At 56.4% G+C, this 16726-nt stretch carries 15 protein-coding genes; 1 reads left to right on the top strand and 14 read right to left on the bottom strand.

Annotated features, from left to right (window positions below):
* Positions 1-3: 3 nt before the first annotated feature.
* From KAK11_RS09775 to KAK11_RS09740, 8 genes are read right to left on the bottom strand one after another with little or no spacing between them, the layout of a single operon-like run.
* Positions 4-1125: a glycosyltransferase family 4 protein gene (locus tag KAK11_RS09775; RefSeq protein ID WP_210808715.1), complete on the bottom strand. Its 1122-nt coding sequence runs from the start codon at positions 1123-1125 to the stop codon at positions 4-6.
* On the bottom strand, positions 1122-2369 hold the full coding sequence (locus tag KAK11_RS09770) for a glycosyltransferase (protein ID WP_210808713.1): 1248 nt from the start codon (positions 2367-2369) through the stop codon (positions 1122-1124). The genes KAK11_RS09775 and KAK11_RS09770 overlap by 4 nt, the downstream gene beginning before the upstream one ends.
* Positions 2366-3847, bottom strand: a complete 1482-nt coding sequence (locus tag KAK11_RS09765) for an oligosaccharide flippase family protein (protein WP_210808711.1) — start codon at positions 3845-3847, stop codon at positions 2366-2368. Before KAK11_RS09765 ends, KAK11_RS09770 begins: the two co-directional genes overlap by 4 nt.
* A gap of 2 nt (positions 3848-3849) precedes the next feature.
* Complete coding sequence (locus KAK11_RS09760) at positions 3850-4386, bottom strand: acyltransferase (RefSeq protein ID WP_246498712.1); 537 nt, start codon at positions 4384-4386, stop codon at positions 3850-3852.
* Positions 4387-4424: 38 nt separating this feature from the next.
* On the bottom strand, positions 4425-5531 hold the full coding sequence (locus tag KAK11_RS09755; RefSeq protein ID WP_210808707.1) for a DegT/DnrJ/EryC1/StrS aminotransferase family protein: 1107 nt from the start codon (positions 5529-5531) through the stop codon (positions 4425-4427).
* Positions 5532-5552: 21 nt separating this feature from the next.
* The gene (locus KAK11_RS09750; RefSeq protein ID WP_210808705.1) at positions 5553-6623 is read right to left on the bottom strand and encodes an NAD-dependent epimerase/dehydratase family protein; all 1071 of its coding nucleotides are present in this window, start codon (positions 6621-6623) and stop codon (positions 5553-5555) included.
* Positions 6624-6625: 2 nt separating this feature from the next.
* Positions 6626-7900 (bottom strand): Vi polysaccharide biosynthesis UDP-N-acetylglucosamine C-6 dehydrogenase TviB, encoded by a 1275-nt coding sequence (tviB, locus tag KAK11_RS09745; protein WP_210808703.1) that lies wholly within the window; start codon positions 7898-7900, stop codon positions 6626-6628.
* 6 nt (positions 7901-7906) lie between these two features.
* Entirely contained in the window at positions 7907-8383 is a 477-nt protein-coding gene (locus KAK11_RS09740) for a MarR family EPS-associated transcriptional regulator (RefSeq protein ID WP_246498710.1), read from the bottom strand.
* Positions 8384-8869: 486 nt separating this feature from the next.
* Between KAK11_RS09740 and KAK11_RS09735 the strand changes: the two genes are divergently transcribed.
* Positions 8870-10003, top strand: coding sequence for an MraY family glycosyltransferase (locus tag KAK11_RS09735; RefSeq protein WP_310737779.1), 1134 nt, complete (start codon positions 8870-8872; stop codon positions 10001-10003).
* 12 nt (positions 10004-10015) lie between these two features.
* On the opposite strand, the gene KAK11_RS09730 is transcribed toward KAK11_RS09735, so the two are convergent.
* From KAK11_RS09730 to KAK11_RS09705, 6 genes are read right to left on the bottom strand one after another with little or no spacing between them, the layout of a single operon-like run.
* Positions 10016-11896 carry a polysaccharide biosynthesis protein gene (locus KAK11_RS09730; RefSeq protein ID WP_210808701.1) on the bottom strand — a complete coding sequence of 627 codons (1881 nt, stop codon included), beginning with the start codon at positions 11894-11896 and terminating at the stop codon, positions 10016-10018.
* Positions 11897-11936: 40 nt separating this feature from the next.
* Positions 11937-12524 carry a sugar transferase gene (locus tag KAK11_RS09725; protein WP_210808700.1) on the bottom strand — a complete coding sequence of 196 codons (588 nt, stop codon included), beginning with the start codon at positions 12522-12524 and terminating at the stop codon, positions 11937-11939.
* Between the two features lie 10 nt (positions 12525-12534).
* Positions 12535-13704 carry a DegT/DnrJ/EryC1/StrS family aminotransferase gene (locus KAK11_RS09720; protein WP_210808698.1) on the bottom strand — a complete coding sequence of 390 codons (1170 nt, stop codon included), beginning with the start codon at positions 13702-13704 and terminating at the stop codon, positions 12535-12537.
* Positions 13701-14399, bottom strand: coding sequence for a class I SAM-dependent methyltransferase (locus KAK11_RS09715; protein WP_210808696.1), 699 nt, complete (start codon positions 14397-14399; stop codon positions 13701-13703). The genes KAK11_RS09720 and KAK11_RS09715 overlap by 4 nt, the downstream gene beginning before the upstream one ends.
* Positions 14396-15613 (bottom strand): glycosyltransferase family 4 protein, encoded by a 1218-nt coding sequence (locus KAK11_RS09710; RefSeq protein ID WP_210808694.1) that lies wholly within the window; start codon positions 15611-15613, stop codon positions 14396-14398. The genes KAK11_RS09715 and KAK11_RS09710 overlap by 4 nt, the downstream gene beginning before the upstream one ends.
* A gap of 41 nt (positions 15614-15654) precedes the next feature.
* Positions 15655-16725 (bottom strand): glycosyltransferase, encoded by a 1071-nt coding sequence (locus KAK11_RS09705; RefSeq protein WP_210808996.1) that lies wholly within the window; start codon positions 16723-16725, stop codon positions 15655-15657.
* Position 16726: the final 1 nt, after the last annotated feature.

Raw genomic sequence — 16726 nt, 5'->3', positions numbered from 1 at the left:
ACTTTATGACTTGGCTGTGACCAAGCTGGTATAGAGGTTCATAAATTGATCAGCTGTGGCAGACATAGAAAACTGCTCCACCACTCGCTGCCGCGCCTGCGCACCCATTTGCTGACGAACTTCAAGCGGCAAAGCCAGCAACTGCGCCAACCTGTCAGCTAAGGCCTTCGAGTCTCGAACAGGTACAACCCATTCGCGGCTCCCCATAAGCATGGCTGCATCGCCCGCATCGGTGCTGACGCAAGGCAGGCCCATGGCCATAGCCTCTCCCAAGACATTGGGGAATCCTTCAGTGCATGACGAGAGCACAAACACATCCATAGCGTTCAAACAAACTGCGGGGTCGGATCGCTCCCCCAACAGAATGAATCGTTCTGGGAAGCCCGTGGATTCAATATGCTGCATCAGCGCCTGATTAGCCTTATCCAAGCCACGACCCACCATCAAGAACCGTACATGGGGGAAGCGATCAGCCAGCAAGCCCGCCGCAGTTACAAAATTAGCGTGATCTTTGGCTGGGTTGTATCTGCCCAAGCAACCCACCACGCACGCATCTCGATTCAGCCCTAAGGTCTGCCTCATCGGCTCACCTGCGCCTAAAGACTCAGACAAGCGAGCGACGTCGAAGCCGTTGGGAATTACCATCAGCTTGGCAGCAGCGTACCCAGCGGCTTGGCTATTGAGCAGCGACGCGTGTGCTGCACATACGATGCGCGCAGGAAGTACACGCGACAAGCGTGCGCACAGCCAGCGCACCAAGCGTGTGCTGTGGGACTCCACTGAATAATCTGTGGTTCGAACGCCCCAAACCAGCGAACGTACTCCCGCCAGACGCACCGCTAGCCCTCCCAAGAGATCGGAATGGACCATCCAAGTCTGCACAACATCGGGATTAATAGCTCTACAAGAAGAATATAGCCTAAAGAATGACCGCACCAAATTTACAGGACTAAGATTTAGTGCTCGGACAGAGATTCCTGCCTTCGCCAATCGATCCGCGACTGAACCCATTGATGTCAAAGAAATCACAAAATGCTGCACACCTGGCAACTCTTGAGTGAGTCTATACAGCATGAGTTCTGCACCACCCGTATCAAGACCAGTAATTATGTGCAGCACCTTCATGCAGACACCTCAAACAATCTGTCCATAACAGCTTGGGGGCCCAATACGTTCTCAGCGAACTCCATCGATCTAGAAGAAATTACTTTGGATTCCGAAACTGACTCCAATGAAACAAGATGGCCAAATATTTCATCCGCAGTGCTCGCGGATAGTATTGGTGAGCCATGATCCCAAAGCCCAACCACCTTCGGATGATAATCATTTGCAATCAACGGCTTTCCAAGCCAAAGGGCATATACACCAATAGCGCCGATCCAATGAGCTCCGACTTGATCAAAGCAAACATCCGAAGTTCTGTAAAGACTAAGCAAGTCAATAAACCTCATTTCTTTATGCCAAATGACAACATCCTCTATCCCAAGATCTTTGCACATTTTTTTGGCCAAAAGAACGTCCTCTCCTTTCTCGACGAAATGAATTTCAATATCCCTATTTCTCTTGAAGTATTTCGCCAACCCCTCTATAATTACATCATTTCCCTTGCCATAACCCTCATTTCCCTCGGGAAAGGTAGCGAACAAAAATCTGACACCAGAAAATATCCTCAATACAGAACCTCGGTCAGGAATTCCACGAGGCTCATTTTTTAATGCATCAAATGAAACATCGTAGCGTGGAATATACCCAACACCCGAATCAACCAGCTTACTTACAACACGATCACCAAACGAATTAAAGCCCTTTGGAAAATATATAACCTTGTCACAACTCAAGGCGCCAGAAAGCTGCCGAGCAACTATTCTTTTTATTAAAAACGTGGATATTTTCGATGGCAAAAACTTGAAAAATGATCTATTTTGGAAAGAAGATGCCAACTTTTCAGACAACTCAACATCCGCCCAACAGTCCAGATCGGAGCCATGAGACAAAAACACTTTAGGTTTATTTTTTGGGATCAGAAATGCCATAGAACAGAAAAAACCGTTCAATACCCAGGCCTGCGGACTCTTTGTGGTTCTGGACTTGATTTTCCGTGAAATCCACCAGAAAACCAATCTTGGAAAAATGGCTACCAAAATCTGCGATGGAAGCACCGATTCAATAATCCAATCAGGATAGGGATAGGGAATATCTTCGAAGTGATTTTCAGGTCGAGACAAGCCATCTGATTTCGGCCGATCAACAATGTAAATGACATCAATTCCAACTTTACGCAGCTCGATAGCATACATCATTGGCATCGCATTCATTCCGCCAATAAACACTACCGGACCTTCGCTTTTGACTAAGTGAATTTTTCTCATTCTATATTTCGATTAATTAATTTAAGCTGCACATACGACAAGACCGATAAAATTAGCGCGACAAATATCAATTCCAAAACAATGTATAACCTATCTCCCCTTGCGCCAAAATATAGATAGCAAAGTCCAACAACCAAAAGCGGCAAGATGGTCATAGAAACGATATCTCTCAAAAGCCAAAGTTTGTGCAAACCAGGAGAGAAGCGATGATGGACTATTGGCGTCCATGCGGCAAAATATATTGCATTGGATAACAGCCAAGCCCAACCAGCACCATTCATGCCATAAATATTAGCAGCCCAAATAACAGACGGAATGAGTAGTACTACAAATAATGCGTTGCCGATCATGTGCAGCCGTAAGTCACCTCTAGCATATTGCAAATAGAAAGGGAAAGCGCTCACAGCCAGAAAGGCATATCCAGTAGCGTAAAGGCGGAGAACAGAGGCCGCCCGCTCCACCAGAGCGGAATCGCCTGTCCATGCCCAAAGAATTTTAGGCGAAAAGAAGATCAATAGAATTGCAATGGGAATCGCGGTGACGGATACGATTTGCGTCGCGCGCCGATACACTGCTATCACCTCAGCGTCTTTCCGCTCAGCGTGCAAGCGGGTCATGCGAGGCATGATGGCGCTGCTGATAGGGCTGCTCACAATCATGATACCGCTGGCAACCAAGACTGCCACAGAGAAGTAGCCATAGTCCGCCAAGGGCAATAGCTTAGACAAAATCAACTTATCGGTCTGCGTGACAAAGACCCATACAGATGAAGTGAAAGCAATTGACATCGAAAACTTAAGAACCGGCTTTAGTGGCGCCCATTGCCATTGGATGCGTTGGCCCTCAGCGATAGGTGGTAATAATCGGTAGGCCATCCAAGCCAACCCAATCAACTCAAGCATGGCCATGCCGAGTTGATAGGCAAAGAAAGTCAATGGCGTGGCACTTACATACATGAGAACGGGAAGTACCAATACAAACCGCCCGGTGGCCACTAGGCTGTTAAAGCCGCTGAGCCAAACCAGACGTTCTGCGCCCGTGATCACACCCCGATATAGCCCACTCATCCAACGCAGCGCGATGATGAACGCTATCAACTGCAAGGATTGAGTAATTTCTTTCTTAGGTAGCTCAGCGGCCTTTAGCCACTCTGTGGCCAAAAGACTGGCTGTCGCAAACAGCAAAAGGCCTGCAAACAACGCCACTACAACAAAAACACCTTCAAGGGCACGCGTCAAACGTCTATACTCCAGCGCAGTGCTTGCCCCCCCTTGGAACCGAGCCGACTCGCGCGCCATGGTCGGTGTCAATCCCACGTCAAGCAGCCCGAACCAAACTTGGAGCATGGCAAAGAAACCAACTAAGCCATAGGCCTCTGCGCCCATGTATCGTATGTAGAGCGGCACCATCACGATGCCTACTACGGTCACATACAGTTGGCTAGCATAGTTGGCGACAATATTGCGCTTTAGGCTCATTGCTAGGAATTACCCACTCTCAAAAACTCCTTCTCCAAACTTAGTAAATGACGCTGACGATCTTTGACTTTCCTTGCAGGATTACCAGAATATATACCAAAGCTCTCGCAATCACGACTAACCATACTCAATGCACCAATGGCGGCACCCTCTTCAATCCTTACGCCCGGCAAAATAACTGACCCGCTCCCTACGATAACGTGTCTTCCTATAAATACCGAGGCATGATTCAGATTTTTGAAATTATCGGGAATAGTTGGGTTTGTCATCGTCCAACCCGAATAGTCATCACTACTTGAGTAGACTGAAACCCTCGACGACAGACCCGCAAAATCTGAAATCACAATCTCCGCAGCCCCAATCAATAAAGAATATACCGCAATATGAACGTTACTTCCAATGACAATACCATCTCTGCCTGCAGACAGGACGCAAAAATCATCAATGCGAACATTGTCACCAATCTTTATTCTGCTGGCACCGTAAATTGATGCTTTAGATGATATTAGGACATTTTGGCCAACAGATGGAAATCCCATCTTGACTAGATCATCTCTTGAAAGCATGCCCATACTGATCAACCTCCAATTAAATCTATTACACGCCCCTGCGCATCACTAGACAAATTTGGATAAATGGGTAGGCAGAGAACTTTCTGAGCAGCAGCGGTTGCCACAGGTAGATTACTGCGTGCAGCCGAAGGCAAGCCCCTGTACATTGGGAAGTCCGTAATCAGTGGATAAAAATAGCGACGGCCATAAATACCGTGATCTTTGAGCCGTTGATAAAGCTCATCCCGACTGAAGGGGTAATCAGCGTCCACCATGACTGGAAAGTATGAGTGGTTGGCTACGATTTGACCCGCTTTGGGCAAGCAGCGAATGCCCTTCACACCTTTCAACCCCTCGCGGTAGGTTGCATCAATTTCGGCCCGTCGTTGCATGACGGCTGGCATGTGCTTCAATTGCAACATGCCAAAGGCAGCGTTGATCTCGCTCATCTTTCCATTGATGCCGGGCGCCACTACCGTGGTTTCATCCACAAAGCCAAAATTCTTTAGGTGATCGATGCGCTGTTTCGTTTTGGCATCGGGACAGATGATGGCTCCACCCTCAAAGGTGTTGAAGACCTTAGTAGCATGAAAGCTTAGCACCGACAGGTCGCCATGATTTAGCACACTACCGCAATGACACTGCACACCAAAGGCGTGAGCGGCGTCGTAAATCACCTTTAGATTATAGTTATCGGCAATTTTCTGAATGGCATCCACGTCACAGGGATTCCCATAGCAGTGGACGGGCATGATGGCCGTGGTTTGCGGGGTAATGGCGGCCTCAATTTTGGCCGGGTCTAAATTAAGCGTTTCTGGTTCTACATCAACAAATACGGGCTTATTGCCGTGCCAGAGCAAGGAGTGAGCCGTGGCAACAAAGCTGTAGGGGGTGGTGATGACCTCGCCACTGACGCGCAACGCCTGCAATGCAGTGATGAGTGCCAATGTGCCGTTCGAGAACAACGCTACGTGTTCAACGCCGAGGTATTCACACAGGGCCTTTTCGAGTTGCTGATGAAAAGGCCCACCGTTGGTAAGGATTTTGTTGTCCCATATCTGGCGAAGATATGGTGTGAACTCGTCCAGTGATGGCAGGTAGGGCTGAGTCACATAAATAGGTTTATCGGTCACATCAACTCCAAACTTCGTGGTTCATTGCAACAAATTCTGGTGATCCACATACCAACGGGTCGCCGACTGGATGCCGTCGGCAATGCGGTGGGTGGGTTCGTAGCCTAACAATCGGTGGGCTTTGGTTGTATCAGCCAAGCTGTGGCGCACGTCGCCAGCACGGAAGTCACGGTACTCCGGCTCAGCACTGGCCCTTACACCAAAGGGCACAAGGTTATCGCGCACTAGGGCAAAGAGACTCTTCAGGGTAGTGCGGTCTCCGACGGCCATGTTGTAGACTTGGTTTAGGGCAGGGTGATGGGTCGCCGCGTCGGTGCACTTCCCGCCTTGACGATCTTTCAAAGTAGCGGCAAGCAGATTGGCTTGAATGGCATTTTCAATGAAGGTAAAATCTCGGCTGGTTTCACCGTCGCCGTTGATAAAAACCGTTTCGCCTTTGAGTAGCGAGGCCACCCATTTAGGGATCACAGCGGCGTAAGCTCCGTTGGGATTCTGGCGAGGGCCAAATACATTGAAGTAGCGCAGCCCAATGGTGTGAAAGTCGTAGCACTTTGAAAATACGTCCGCGTATAGCTCGTTGACGTATTTGGTTACGGCGTAGGGGCTCAGCGGTTTACCGATTTGGTCCTCCACCTTGGGCAGAGCTGGATGGTCACCGTAGGTGCTGCTGCTGGCGGCGTAGGTGAAGCTTTTCACCTGTGCGTCGCGGGCTGCAACCAGCATGTTCAAGAACCCTGTGATGTTGGAGCCATTGGTGGTGATTGGGTCGGCTAAGCTGCGAGGCACGCTGCCCAAGGCAGCTTGGTGCAACACATAATCCACCCCCGCGCAAGCCCGTTGGCAGTCAGCCAATTGGCGAATATCCCCTTGAATGAACCGGAAGTTAGCCCATTGCGCGGGTGTGACCAAGCCTTGTACTTCGTCGAGGTTGTGTTGGTAGCCTGTCGCAAAGTTGTCCAAGCCCACAACGCGCTGGTCGAGCTTTAGCAGAGCTTCCAGCAAATTGCTACCGATGAAGCCAGCGACACCCGTAACGAGCCAGATCTTGGGTTCTTGACGCAGTTGGGTTTGCAATTGTTCGTAGCGGCTCATGATCACAGACGCCCGTCTGCCGCGCCCAGGGGCAAGATGCTCTTTACGTCAAACAGGACGGCATTGGGTTGGCCCCATGCTTTGATGCCTTCTTCGCCCAGTTCAATGAATTGATGGTGCCCAACAGCCAACACGATGCCAGCGTACTGGCCCGCCGAAGGGACTTCAGCCAGACACTTCAAGCCGTATTCGTGTTCAGCTTCTTGCAGGTCGATCCAAGGGTCGTACACATCTACTTGGGTGTTGTAGCCCTGCAAAGCCTTGATGATGTCCACTACCTTAGTGTTACGTACATCTGGACAGTTTTCCTTGAAAGTCAAACCCAGCACCAACACTTTGCCCCCCAACACTGGCAAGCCTTTGCGCAACATGAGTTTGACGGTTTCATCGGCCACATGGCTGGCCATGCTGTCATTGATACGGCGGCCCGCAAGAATAACTTCCGGGTGGTAGCCCACCTCTTGAGCTTTGTGCGTCAAGTAGTATGGATCAACTCCAATGCAGTGCCCGCCCACCAAACCAGGCCTGAAGGGTAGGAAATTCCACTTAGTGCCCGCGGCCTGCAGCACTTCGAGAGTGTCGATGCCCAACTTGTGAAAGATCAGACTCAGTTCGTTCATCAGCGCAATGTTGACGTCGCGCTGGGTGTTTTCAATCACTTTAGCTGCCTCAGCCACCTTGATGCTGCTCGCTTTGTGAGTGCCTGCAGTAATGATTTCCTTATAAATCTGGTCGACCTCCTCGGCCACTGCAAGGGTACTGCCACTCGTTACCTTTTTGATGGTGGGTAGACGATGCTCCTTGTCGCCAGGGTTAATGCGCTCAGGACTATAACCACAGAAAAAATCTTGGTTGAACTTGAGACCGCTCAATTTCTCTAATACTGGTACGCAAACTTCCTCTGTGGCACCGGGGTAGACGGTAGATTCATAAATAACGATGTCACCGACTTTGAGTACTTTACCAACAGTTTCACTGGCTCTGATCAGTGGCGTCATGTCCGGCCGGTTGGCTTGATCTACCGGGGTAGGTACGGTGATAACGAAGATATGGGCCTTCAGAAGGTCTTGGGGGTGGCAACTATATTGCAAATGCGTTGCCTCAGATAGCTCTTGCGGGCTGCACTCCAACGTATGATCCCGCCCCCCTTTCAACTCCTCAATTCGCTTGGCGTTGATATCAAACCCGATAACTGAACGGATTTTTCCAAACTCGACAGCGAGGGGAAGACCCACATAGCCAAGGCCAATAATTGCAATTTTTTTCTCAGACTTCATTGGAATTTATCCTTTCAGCGTGTTGATCGCGATTTCATTCTTTAAGGCTTCAATCTCAGCCTTAAGTGCTTCATACTCATCCATCTTGCGCTGCAGAAACCTGTGGGTAACAGCAGCCCTTTCCGCCATGCCACTCGGAGTTAGCACGTACACGTAACCAAATTTATTCTTAGAGCTAGCAAAGTTCTTCATCTTCACTAAGCCCTTGCCCATGAGTGCCTTCAAACAGTAGTTCAACCCCCCAACACTGATACCCAGCTTGCTGGCCAGTTCGCGCTGGGTGATGTCGGGATTATCTTGAAGGAGACGCAGCACACGAAACGACGTGTCTTCTTGGAGCTTGGCTTGGCGACTGTTCATGATGAAAGGATGCTCTAAGCGGGCTACGCGTCGCCGCGTCTCCTTCAGCAGATGCGCAGACGACCACTGCAGGGGTGGCTTGGCGGCAAACGTGCTCTTATTGGTCTGTTTAAACTTGAACATTGTAATTGGGCTCTGGGACTATCTGCGTCGTGTGGCTTCGTTCCCTTTGTAGATTTTCGTCGGCAGCAGATCGGCACCTGCACTTTGGTAGACCGAAGACCTCAGGCCCGGACGTCAGATGAGCGGAACTGCTCAGAGGCACCGGCAGAATTTTGGCTCGACGTTCAGCGACGGTAGTTTGGCGCACGGCTGATCAAGAAGACAACACATCTCCCGGCCGAAGTTGAGGAAGCGGGAGCCTAGCTTTGAGTGAGGTTGCAGTTGTCGAGTTGAACGACCACATGGCGCGGAAATGTGGCTCGGTGGAAAAGTGGCATTGCCCCGCCGAAGCAGCAACCTGATCATGCGTGGTCCTGGGCCATCTGCCCCTTTCGTCAGGCACTTAGAATGCATCTAAACGAGCCTATCTCCCAACACTCATCATAAGAACATCTGCCGGGTGCATCGCACCCCTTCGATGACACATCACTTACTCAGGGTCATGTCGTGCTGATTGTCCTCATCATCTCCTTTGCAATCGCATTGGCGACCTGCTTTGGCCTGATTGCCTCGGCGCATCGCCATGCGGCATGGTCGGCCGATCACGATCTGGACGGCCCACAGAAGATGCACCAACACGTGGTGCCGCGCATTGGGGGCGTGGGCATTGCAGCCGGCTTGTTGGCCAGCTTAGGCGTAGCTTATTGGCAGTGGCCCGCTCTGGGGAATTCCTTGGCGTGGTTGTTGGCGGCTGCCCTCCCATCCTTTGCGCTAGGACTGCATGAAGATTTGACTAAAGCGGTGTCCCCCCGGCGCCGCTTGGTGGCCACGGCTTTCTCGGGCTTGCTCGCTTGGTGGCTGCTAGGCGCTAAGGTCGCGCCACTTGGCATGGGTGTGGTGGATCAAGTTCTGGGCTTTACCGCCGTGTCGCTAGGCGTGACCATGCTGTTTGTTGCAGGTCTCGCGAACTCCGTCAACATCATCGACGGCATGAACGGTCTGGCCTCGATGTGTTCCGCCATCATGTTTGCAGCCATGACCTATGTGGCGCTGCAGGTGGGGGATGTTTTTGTGGCCGCCATGTCGGTCGCTGGCGTTGGCGCTTGCCTTGGATTTTTCGTTTGGAACTATCCACGGGGCTTGATCTTTTTGGGGGATGGCGGCGCTTACCTGCTGGGGTTTTGGCTGTCGGCCCTGTCGCTGCTGCTGGTGGCACGCAACCCATCCGTCTCGCCCTTGCTGCCTTTCACGCTGCTGGCCTATCCGATGTTTGAAACGCTTTTCACCATGTATCGGCGCAAGGTGATTCGTGGGCGACCGATGACCTTGCCGGATGGCATCCACCTGCACACCTTGATCTATCGCCGCCTGATGCGCTGGGCGCTTGGCCGTGATGGCAGCATGGAGCCGACGCGCGGCAATTCCATGACCTCGCCCTATCTGTGGGTGTTGAGTAGCGTATCCGTCGTCCCTGCGACCGTTTTCTGGGACAACTCCGTGGCCATGCTTGTCGCCTGTGGTGTCTTTGTGCTGGCTTATCTCAGCCTGTACTCCCGCATCGTCACCTTCCGCACGCCTTCTTGGATGGGCCGCTTCAGGCACAGCAAGCAAGTCGACGCAGAGCCTGAACAACAGCCCTGAGGACACTTCGGCTTAAGGCCGGCTCGGTGCGAACTCTTGCACCACCTCGACCAGCCATTGGCGTATGTGTTGGTCCGAGTGCAGCGACGTGGTGGATTCCAAACCCTGCAACATGGCGCTTTGCGCCCCCAGGTCTTGCGCCTTCAAATGGGCCAAACGAATGGCCGGAAAAGGGGTAGCCAGCGTCGTGTCCGCGTCTGCCAGCAGTTCTTCATACAGCTTCTCTCCTGGCCTCAGCCCCGTGAAGCGGATGCCGACCTCTTCTTCTCGCAAGCCTGAGAGCCGGATCATGCTCTTGGCGAGGTCCAAGATCCGAACCGGCTCACCCATGTCGAGCACCAGCACCTGACCCGACTCGCCAATGGCGGCGGCCTGAAGCACCAGGCGGGCTGCTTCAGGAATGGTCATGAAGTAGCGGATGATGTCCGGATGCGTCACGGTGATGGGGCCACCGGCCTGGATCTGCTGCTTGAACTTGGGGATCACGCTGCCAGAGGAGCCCAAGACATTGCCAAAGCGCACGGCCATGAAGCGCGTCTTTAGGCCTTGGGCGGCCGCTTGCTGCGCCATGTGGCTGACCACCATTTCGGCCACCCGTTTGGTGGCTCCCATCACATTGGTCGGGTTGACGGCTTTGTCCGTGCTGATGAGCACAAAGCGCCCCACGCCATGCTGCGCCGCCGCTCGGCAGGCGTTGTAAGTGCCCAGCGCGTTGTTACGCAAGCAGGCGGCAGCGTTGTGGTCCTCCATCAAGGGCACGTGCTTGTAAGCCGCAGCATGGAAGACCACATGCGGCCGGACCTGCGACATGGTGTGGCTGAGATGCGCCAAGTCCTTGACGTCCCCAATGATGCGCAGCAGGGGGATGTGGGGATAGGTCTCACCCAAGGCCTGCTCAATCGCATAGAGCGCGTATTCGCTCATTTCATAGAGCACGATGCGCTGCGGGCCATAGCGCGCCACTTGGCGGCACAGTTCTGACCCAATCGAGCCGCCCGCACCGGTAATCAGCACCACTTTGCCGCCCAAGCTGTCGGCAATGCCCCCTTCGTCCAGCATCACGGGCTCGCGGCCCAACAAATCCTCAGGCTCGATGTCGCGAACCTGGTTCACCGAGCGTCCCGCTTGCAATTCATCATGGCTGGGCACCGTCAGCACAGGGCAGCCGGTGGCCGAGGCCAACTCCAAGGCCCGCTTGCGCTGGCTGGGTGAGGCACCAGGCATGGCCACAATCAAATGGGTGATGCCATGCACGGACACCCAGTGCGGCGCTTGACTCAGGTCTCCCAGCACCGGAATGCCGGCAATGCGCCCACCTTGCTTGCCAGGCCCATCATCCAAAAAGCCCACCACCACCCAGCCCTGGCTGTGCTGTATGCCGGCCACCAACAAGCGCCCCGCATCACCGGCGCCCAACACCAAGGCGCGGCGTTGCTCTTGAGCACTGCCACTGATCTGGCGGCGCATATGCTCGTAGAGCATGCGGTAGCCCATCCGCATCATGGCCAGGCCCATCAGAGTGAAGAGCGGGTGCAAGGCCAGCACCGCACGGGGCACCTGCTGCAACTGCAGCATCAGCACCCCCGTCGCACTGATCAAGCCCGCCGCTGTACAAACCAGCGCCAGCCGTTTGATCTCGCCAAACCCTGAAAACCGCCACATGCCTTGTGGCACTTTTAAAGCCGTGAGACCTAGGCCGTAGACCGCCACCACGCCGCACAGCACCCAAACGTCATAGCTGGGCCTCGCCGAGAACCAACGCTCAAAGCCGAGGCGAAACAAATAGGTGGCCTGCCAAGCCAGCACCACCATCAACGCGTCCAGCAGCAGGGCCAGCCGCTCGCGATGAGGGCGCACACGGGTCAACAGGGTGTCAAGGTCAAGCCAATTCATGGTGGGCAGATTGTCGCAGCCCGCTGCGGCGTGTCACGTTTCACAGCACCCGCAAGGTCTGCAGGATCACCACGAGGTCTCGCCCCAGCGTCGCACGCCGAATGTAGTCGGCCGAGAGTTGCAGCTTTTGGGGCAGCACTTGCTCGACATAGGTCTGCTCAGGGTTATCCGACGCCGCCAGCAGCTCACTTTCATGACGAAAGCTGAGCGAGGCCGGATCGGTGATGCCGGGCCGAACCGACAACACCCGCTCGCGCAACTCAGCCGGATACAGAGCAACGTAACGCGGAACTTCAGGACGCGGCCCTACCAGGCTCATCTCGCCGCGCAGCACATCCAGCAGTTGCGGCAGCTCGTCCACCTTGCTGGCGCGCAGCCACTGGCCCGAGCGCGTGATGCGCGGGTCCGCACCAATGGTGATCTGCGGACCCAAGCTGGGGGCGTCCACCCGCATGGTGCGGAACTTATGGATGCGAAAGAGGCGCCCTCCCCGGCCCACCCGCTCCTGCCGGAAGAACACGGGACCAGGGGAGTCAAGTTTGACCCAAGCCGCGACCAGCAAGCCCGGCACCAGCAAGATCAGCAGCCCCAGCGCCGCGCAAAGCACATCAAAAGCGCGCTTGAACATGGGCTGCCGCTCAGGACATCAAGCTCTGGCGCACCGCCGTCGTCACCCGCTCCACATCGTCCAAGCTCATGCGGGTGTAGAGCGGCAAACTCAGCATCTGCTCATAGGCGGTTTGGCTGTGCACAAAGTCTTGGGCGCGCAGCGCATAGCAAGACTTCCAGTAGGGGTGCTGATGCAGCGGGATGTAATGCACGCTGCAGCCGATGCCTGCGGCATAGAGCGCTTCAATCAGCGCGTCACGCTGCAGTGCAGCCTCGGGCTTGAGGCGCAGCACATAAAGGTGCCAAGAGTGCAGCTCGCCGGGCTGTGGTGCCGGCGGCAGCACCACAGGCAGGTCGGCCAGGGCTTCGTTGTAGGCCTGGGCCAAGACCGCCCGCTTGGCCTGAAAGTCTCGCGCCCGCTTAAGCTGGTGAATCCCCAGCGCCGCCGCAATGTCCGTCAGGTTGTACTTGAAGCCAGGCGCCACGATCTCGTAGTACCAACTGGGGACTTTGGCGGTGAAGCGGTCAAAGGCGTCGCGGTTGATGCCGTGCAGGCGCATCACCTTGGCGCGGGCCGCCAACGCCGCATTGCGGGTCACCAGCATGCCGCCTTCACCGGTGGTGATGGTCTTGTTGGCATAGAAGCTGAATACCGTGGCGTCGCTGGCCAAAGTGCCAATCATCTGGCCCGCATGCGTGGTGGGCAGGGCGTGGGCAGCGTCTTCCACCACCTTCAGGCCATGGCGCTGCGCGATGTCCAAAATGGCCGTCATGTCGGCCGCCAAGCCTGCATAGTGCACGGGGATGATGCACTTGGTGCGCGGTGTGATGGCGGCCTCAATGGCGGCGGGCGAGATGTTCAGCGTGGCCGGGTCAATGTCGACGAGCTTCACGTCTGCGCCCAAATAACGCACCACTTCAGCCGTGGCGGTGAAGGTGTGGGTGGTGGTGATGACCTCATCGCCCGGCCCGATGTTCAGGGCTTCGAGCGCCAGATGCAGGCCGGCCGTGGCGGAGTTGACGGCGATGCAGTGCAGAGCCTCATCGCCGAGAAAGGCCGCAAAGTCGGTTTCAAAACGGCGCGCCTTGGGGCCGGTGGTGACCCAGCCCGAGCGCAGGGTGTCCACCACCTCGGCGATTTCTTCCTCACCGATCTCGGGCAGGGCAAAGGGCAGGAAGGGCAACTTGTCGGTACTCATGACTGATGGGGCTTATGGATCCAAACCAGCCGGTGCGAACGCAGCAGCGGCAAAGCATTGAAGAGGTGATACAGCGAAGGATGCAGGCGGCAGACGCGGCGCGCAATGGGCGGGGCTAAGGTGACGCGCTGTGCGCTTAGGCGCCCCTGAGGAAACAAGGCCTGCACACGGCTGAGCGGCACGCCGCGCACATCGCGGTTGCGTGGATTGTCCATGCAGAAGTCGTACCACAGCACTGCCCCCCCCGGCTTAAGCCACTGCCACATGGCTTGGGCAAGGCGTTGCTGGGTGTCGTCTTGCAGCAGAGACGAAAACACCGTGGCCTGAAACACGATGTCTTGGCTGGCGGCTTCGATACTCAAGCCGGCAGCATCACCCGCCAGCAGTTGCACCCCTGCCGGCAGCACTTCGCGCGCCGTGGCCAGCCGCTCCGGCAGCAGCTCACACCCCGTCAAATGGCTGGGTGTGAAGCCCGCGCGCAAGAACTCCAGCAGGTTGCCCCCCGCACCGCAGCCCACCTCCACCAAGCGCAGCCCGGCCACATCGTGCCAGCCTCGGGCGCTCAAGCCTTGCAGGATGGCGCGCTGGCGCTCTTGCACCAGTTGCCACACATCGGGCTGCAAGAGGCTATAGCGGCTCATGCCGGCCTCGCGTCGGGCATAGCGCTCGGCCATCTGGCGCAGGTCGTCGCTCATTGGCAGGCCTCCACAAAGCGCCGCGCCAAGACCGGATAGGTGTGGTGGGCCTGCACAAAAGCACGGCCGCGCTGGCCCATGGCTTGCCGCTCTTCAGGGCTGAGCTGGAGCAATCGCTGCAGCGCTGCCGCAATGGCTGGCACATCGTCCGGCGGCGTGGTCAGGCCGGCACCGGCCTCGGCCACGGGGTCATTGCCCGCCTCGACCGCATGCAGCACGGGCACGCCAGCCATCATGTAATCCATCAGCTTGTTGGGTGCGATCCCAAAGCGGTAGATGGGCACGCGCTGCCAGCCGATATAGGCCACATCCAGGGCCGCCAAAAAGCTAGGGATCTGGCCCTTAGGGATAGGGCCGCACCAGTGCACCTTGTTCAAGCCCTCGGCCTGGATGCGCGTGAGCAAACGCTCGCGTTCATGACCATCGCCCACCCACACCCACTGAATGGGCGCATCGCGCAGCAGCGCGGCGGCGTCCAGCAAGGTGTCTAGCGCATTGGGCAACCCCATGGAGCCGGCATAGCCCACCACGGCCTCACCGGCCGCGCGGGCCTTCTCCAGCACTGCCGCCACTGCAGGCGACAAGGCGGCAGGCGCTTGCGCCCAATCGTCGGGCGAGATGCCGTTGGGCACGATGTGTAGCTTGCGCAGGTCCAGCCCGCGCGAGGCCATATAGTCGTGCACCTTGGGCAGCATGGACACCACCACATCAGCATCGCGGTACGCCGTTTTCTCGGCCCAGCCGCACAGCAGCGCAAACGGGTGATGAGGGGACATGCCAGAGAGCTCAATCGGCGAGAGCGGCCAGAGGTCGTGCACCTCAAAGACCAGCTTGGCGCGGGCCATGCGGGCCAGCCTGCGGGCCACCCAAATGTCCATGGGGTAGGTGCTGGAGGCAATCACCACCTGAGGGGCCACCTCGGTGACGATGCGGCGGCTGGCCGCCCACAAGGCTTGCTGAAACGCCCAGATGTTCTTCACCCGGCCCAGGCCATTGCCCTGGTAGGGCGGCGAGGCAAACCATTCGTATTCAATGCCGTCGATGTGCTCAAGGCCCACCTGCTTCGGCTGGCGCGAGCGCACGTGCGAGAAGTTGGCCGCCAGCATCCGCACGCGGTGGCCCCCACGCACCCACTCGCGCGCCAAGTAGTAAGGCCGGTACTCCATGCCGTGCAGGGGCGAGCCCGCATAGTGGTTGAGGTAGAGGATGTTCATGGCTGCGTCATCTTGGCATCACGTCGGCAGAAGGCCTGGGCTCATGGCGTCAAGGCCTCTAGACGTTGCACATAGCGGCTCACAGCTTCAGGGAACAGTGCGTGCTCAGCGACCCATTCGTGCAGCTCTCGCGCCACCGCGTCGGCACGCTGCGCCAAGGGCTGCAGGCTCGCACACTCCAGCACCTGGCCGTCCTTCAAGATCACACCATTGCGGCCGTCTTGCACCAGTTCGCGGTTGGCGGGCAGGTCCGACAGAACGGGTATCGCGCCATGCGCCATCGCCTCTAACACCGAGACTGCCACTGAGTCGCTCTGCGGCAGGCTCAGGTACCAGCGCGCTTGGGCGTAGTAGCGGGCTTGCTCGTCTGCCCCTAGCCGCCCCACCAAAGTTACCCGCTCGGCCAAGCCCTGCTGCGCTACCTGAGCTTGCAGGGCTGGGCCCAGGGAGCCGCTGTTGGCCATCACCAAACGAGCCTCGGGCCACTGCGCGGCCAGGTGGGCAAACACGGCCAGCACGCGCTCAGGCGCATAGATGGGCTCCAGGCCACGGTTGGCAAAGAACAAAGCCTCGTTCTTGTGACCCGGTATGGGGGCTGGGGGCATCTGCTCCAGGCCGAAGGGAAAGGTCATGACCTCGCCGGCGCCCAAGTGCTGCATGCGCTGCGTCATGTGGGCCGAGTCACTGGTGCACAGCGTGCAGGCGCGCAAGACGCGGCGGGTGAGCCAGCGCATCACCGCGTTGCGTTGCGGAGTCAACAAGATGTCCGTGCCCCAGGCCGAGCCCACAATGCGGGCTTGAACGCCGCAGCGCTGCGCCAACCAGGCCAAGGTGCCGTGGGAAGTGAGGTAGTGGGGGGCCAGCCAGTCAGGGTCAGCCGCCTTGAGCCAGCGGACCACCGTGGGCAAGGCACGCAACAAACCGGCATTCCCGCCTTCAAAGTTCGGCTGCGTGCCCAGGGCCAAGCGTTGCGTGGCAGGGATGATGTCTTCAAAGCCCGGGGCAAAGCCTCGGCTAGACACCGCCCAGAGGTCAACCCGGCCCTGCAGCGCACGGGCCCACTTCAGCAAGTGCGGGCTCTCACCATCGCCCATCAACACCAAGCGCAACATG

This window comes from Ideonella paludis, assembly GCF_018069865.1.
Classification (GTDB): Bacteria; Pseudomonadota; Gammaproteobacteria; order Burkholderiales; family Burkholderiaceae_C; genus Ideonella; species Ideonella paludis.
The sequence above is the reverse complement of the archived record's forward strand: the minus strand, read 5'-3'. Positions and strand labels throughout refer to the sequence as shown.

Excerpts from the sequence above, each read along its gene's own strand:
- KAK11_RS09730 (WP_210808701.1), bottom strand. The coding sequence starts at position 11,896 with ATGAATTGGCTTGACCTTGACACCCTGTTGACCCGTGTGCGCCCTCAT.
- KAK11_RS09765 (WP_210808711.1), bottom strand. The coding sequence starts at position 3,847 with ATGAGCCTAAAGCGCAATATTGTCGCCAACTATGCTAGCCAACTGTAT.
- KAK11_RS09770 (WP_210808713.1), bottom strand. The coding sequence starts at position 2,369 with ATGAGAAAAATTCACTTAGTCAAAAGCGAAGGTCCGGTAGTGTTTATT.
- KAK11_RS09710 (WP_210808694.1), bottom strand. The coding sequence starts at position 15,613 with ATGAACATCCTCTACCTCAACCACTATGCGGGCTCGCCCCTGCACGGC.
- KAK11_RS09750 (WP_210808705.1), bottom strand. The coding sequence starts at position 6,623 with ATGAGCCGCTACGAACAATTGCAAACCCAACTGCGTCAAGAACCCAAG.
- KAK11_RS09775 (WP_210808715.1), bottom strand. The coding sequence starts at position 1,125 with ATGAAGGTGCTGCACATAATTACTGGTCTTGATACGGGTGGTGCAGAA.
- KAK11_RS09705 (WP_210808996.1), bottom strand. The coding sequence starts at position 16,725 with ATGTTGCGCTTGGTGTTGATGGGCGATGGTGAGAGCCCGCACTTGCTG.
- KAK11_RS09740 (WP_246498710.1), bottom strand. The coding sequence starts at position 8,383 with ATGTTCAAGTTTAAACAGACCAATAAGAGCACGTTTGCCGCCAAGCCA.
- KAK11_RS09760 (WP_246498712.1), bottom strand. The coding sequence starts at position 4,386 with ATGGGATTTCCATCTGTTGGCCAAAATGTCCTAATATCATCTAAAGCA.
- KAK11_RS09715 (WP_210808696.1), bottom strand. The coding sequence starts at position 14,399 with ATGAGCGACGACCTGCGCCAGATGGCCGAGCGCTATGCCCGACGCGAG.
- KAK11_RS09720 (WP_210808698.1), bottom strand. The coding sequence starts at position 13,704 with ATGAGTACCGACAAGTTGCCCTTCCTGCCCTTTGCCCTGCCCGAGATC.
- KAK11_RS09725 (WP_210808700.1), bottom strand. The coding sequence starts at position 12,524 with ATGTTCAAGCGCGCTTTTGATGTGCTTTGCGCGGCGCTGGGGCTGCTG.
- tviB (WP_210808703.1), bottom strand. The coding sequence starts at position 7,900 with ATGAAGTCTGAGAAAAAAATTGCAATTATTGGCCTTGGCTATGTGGGT.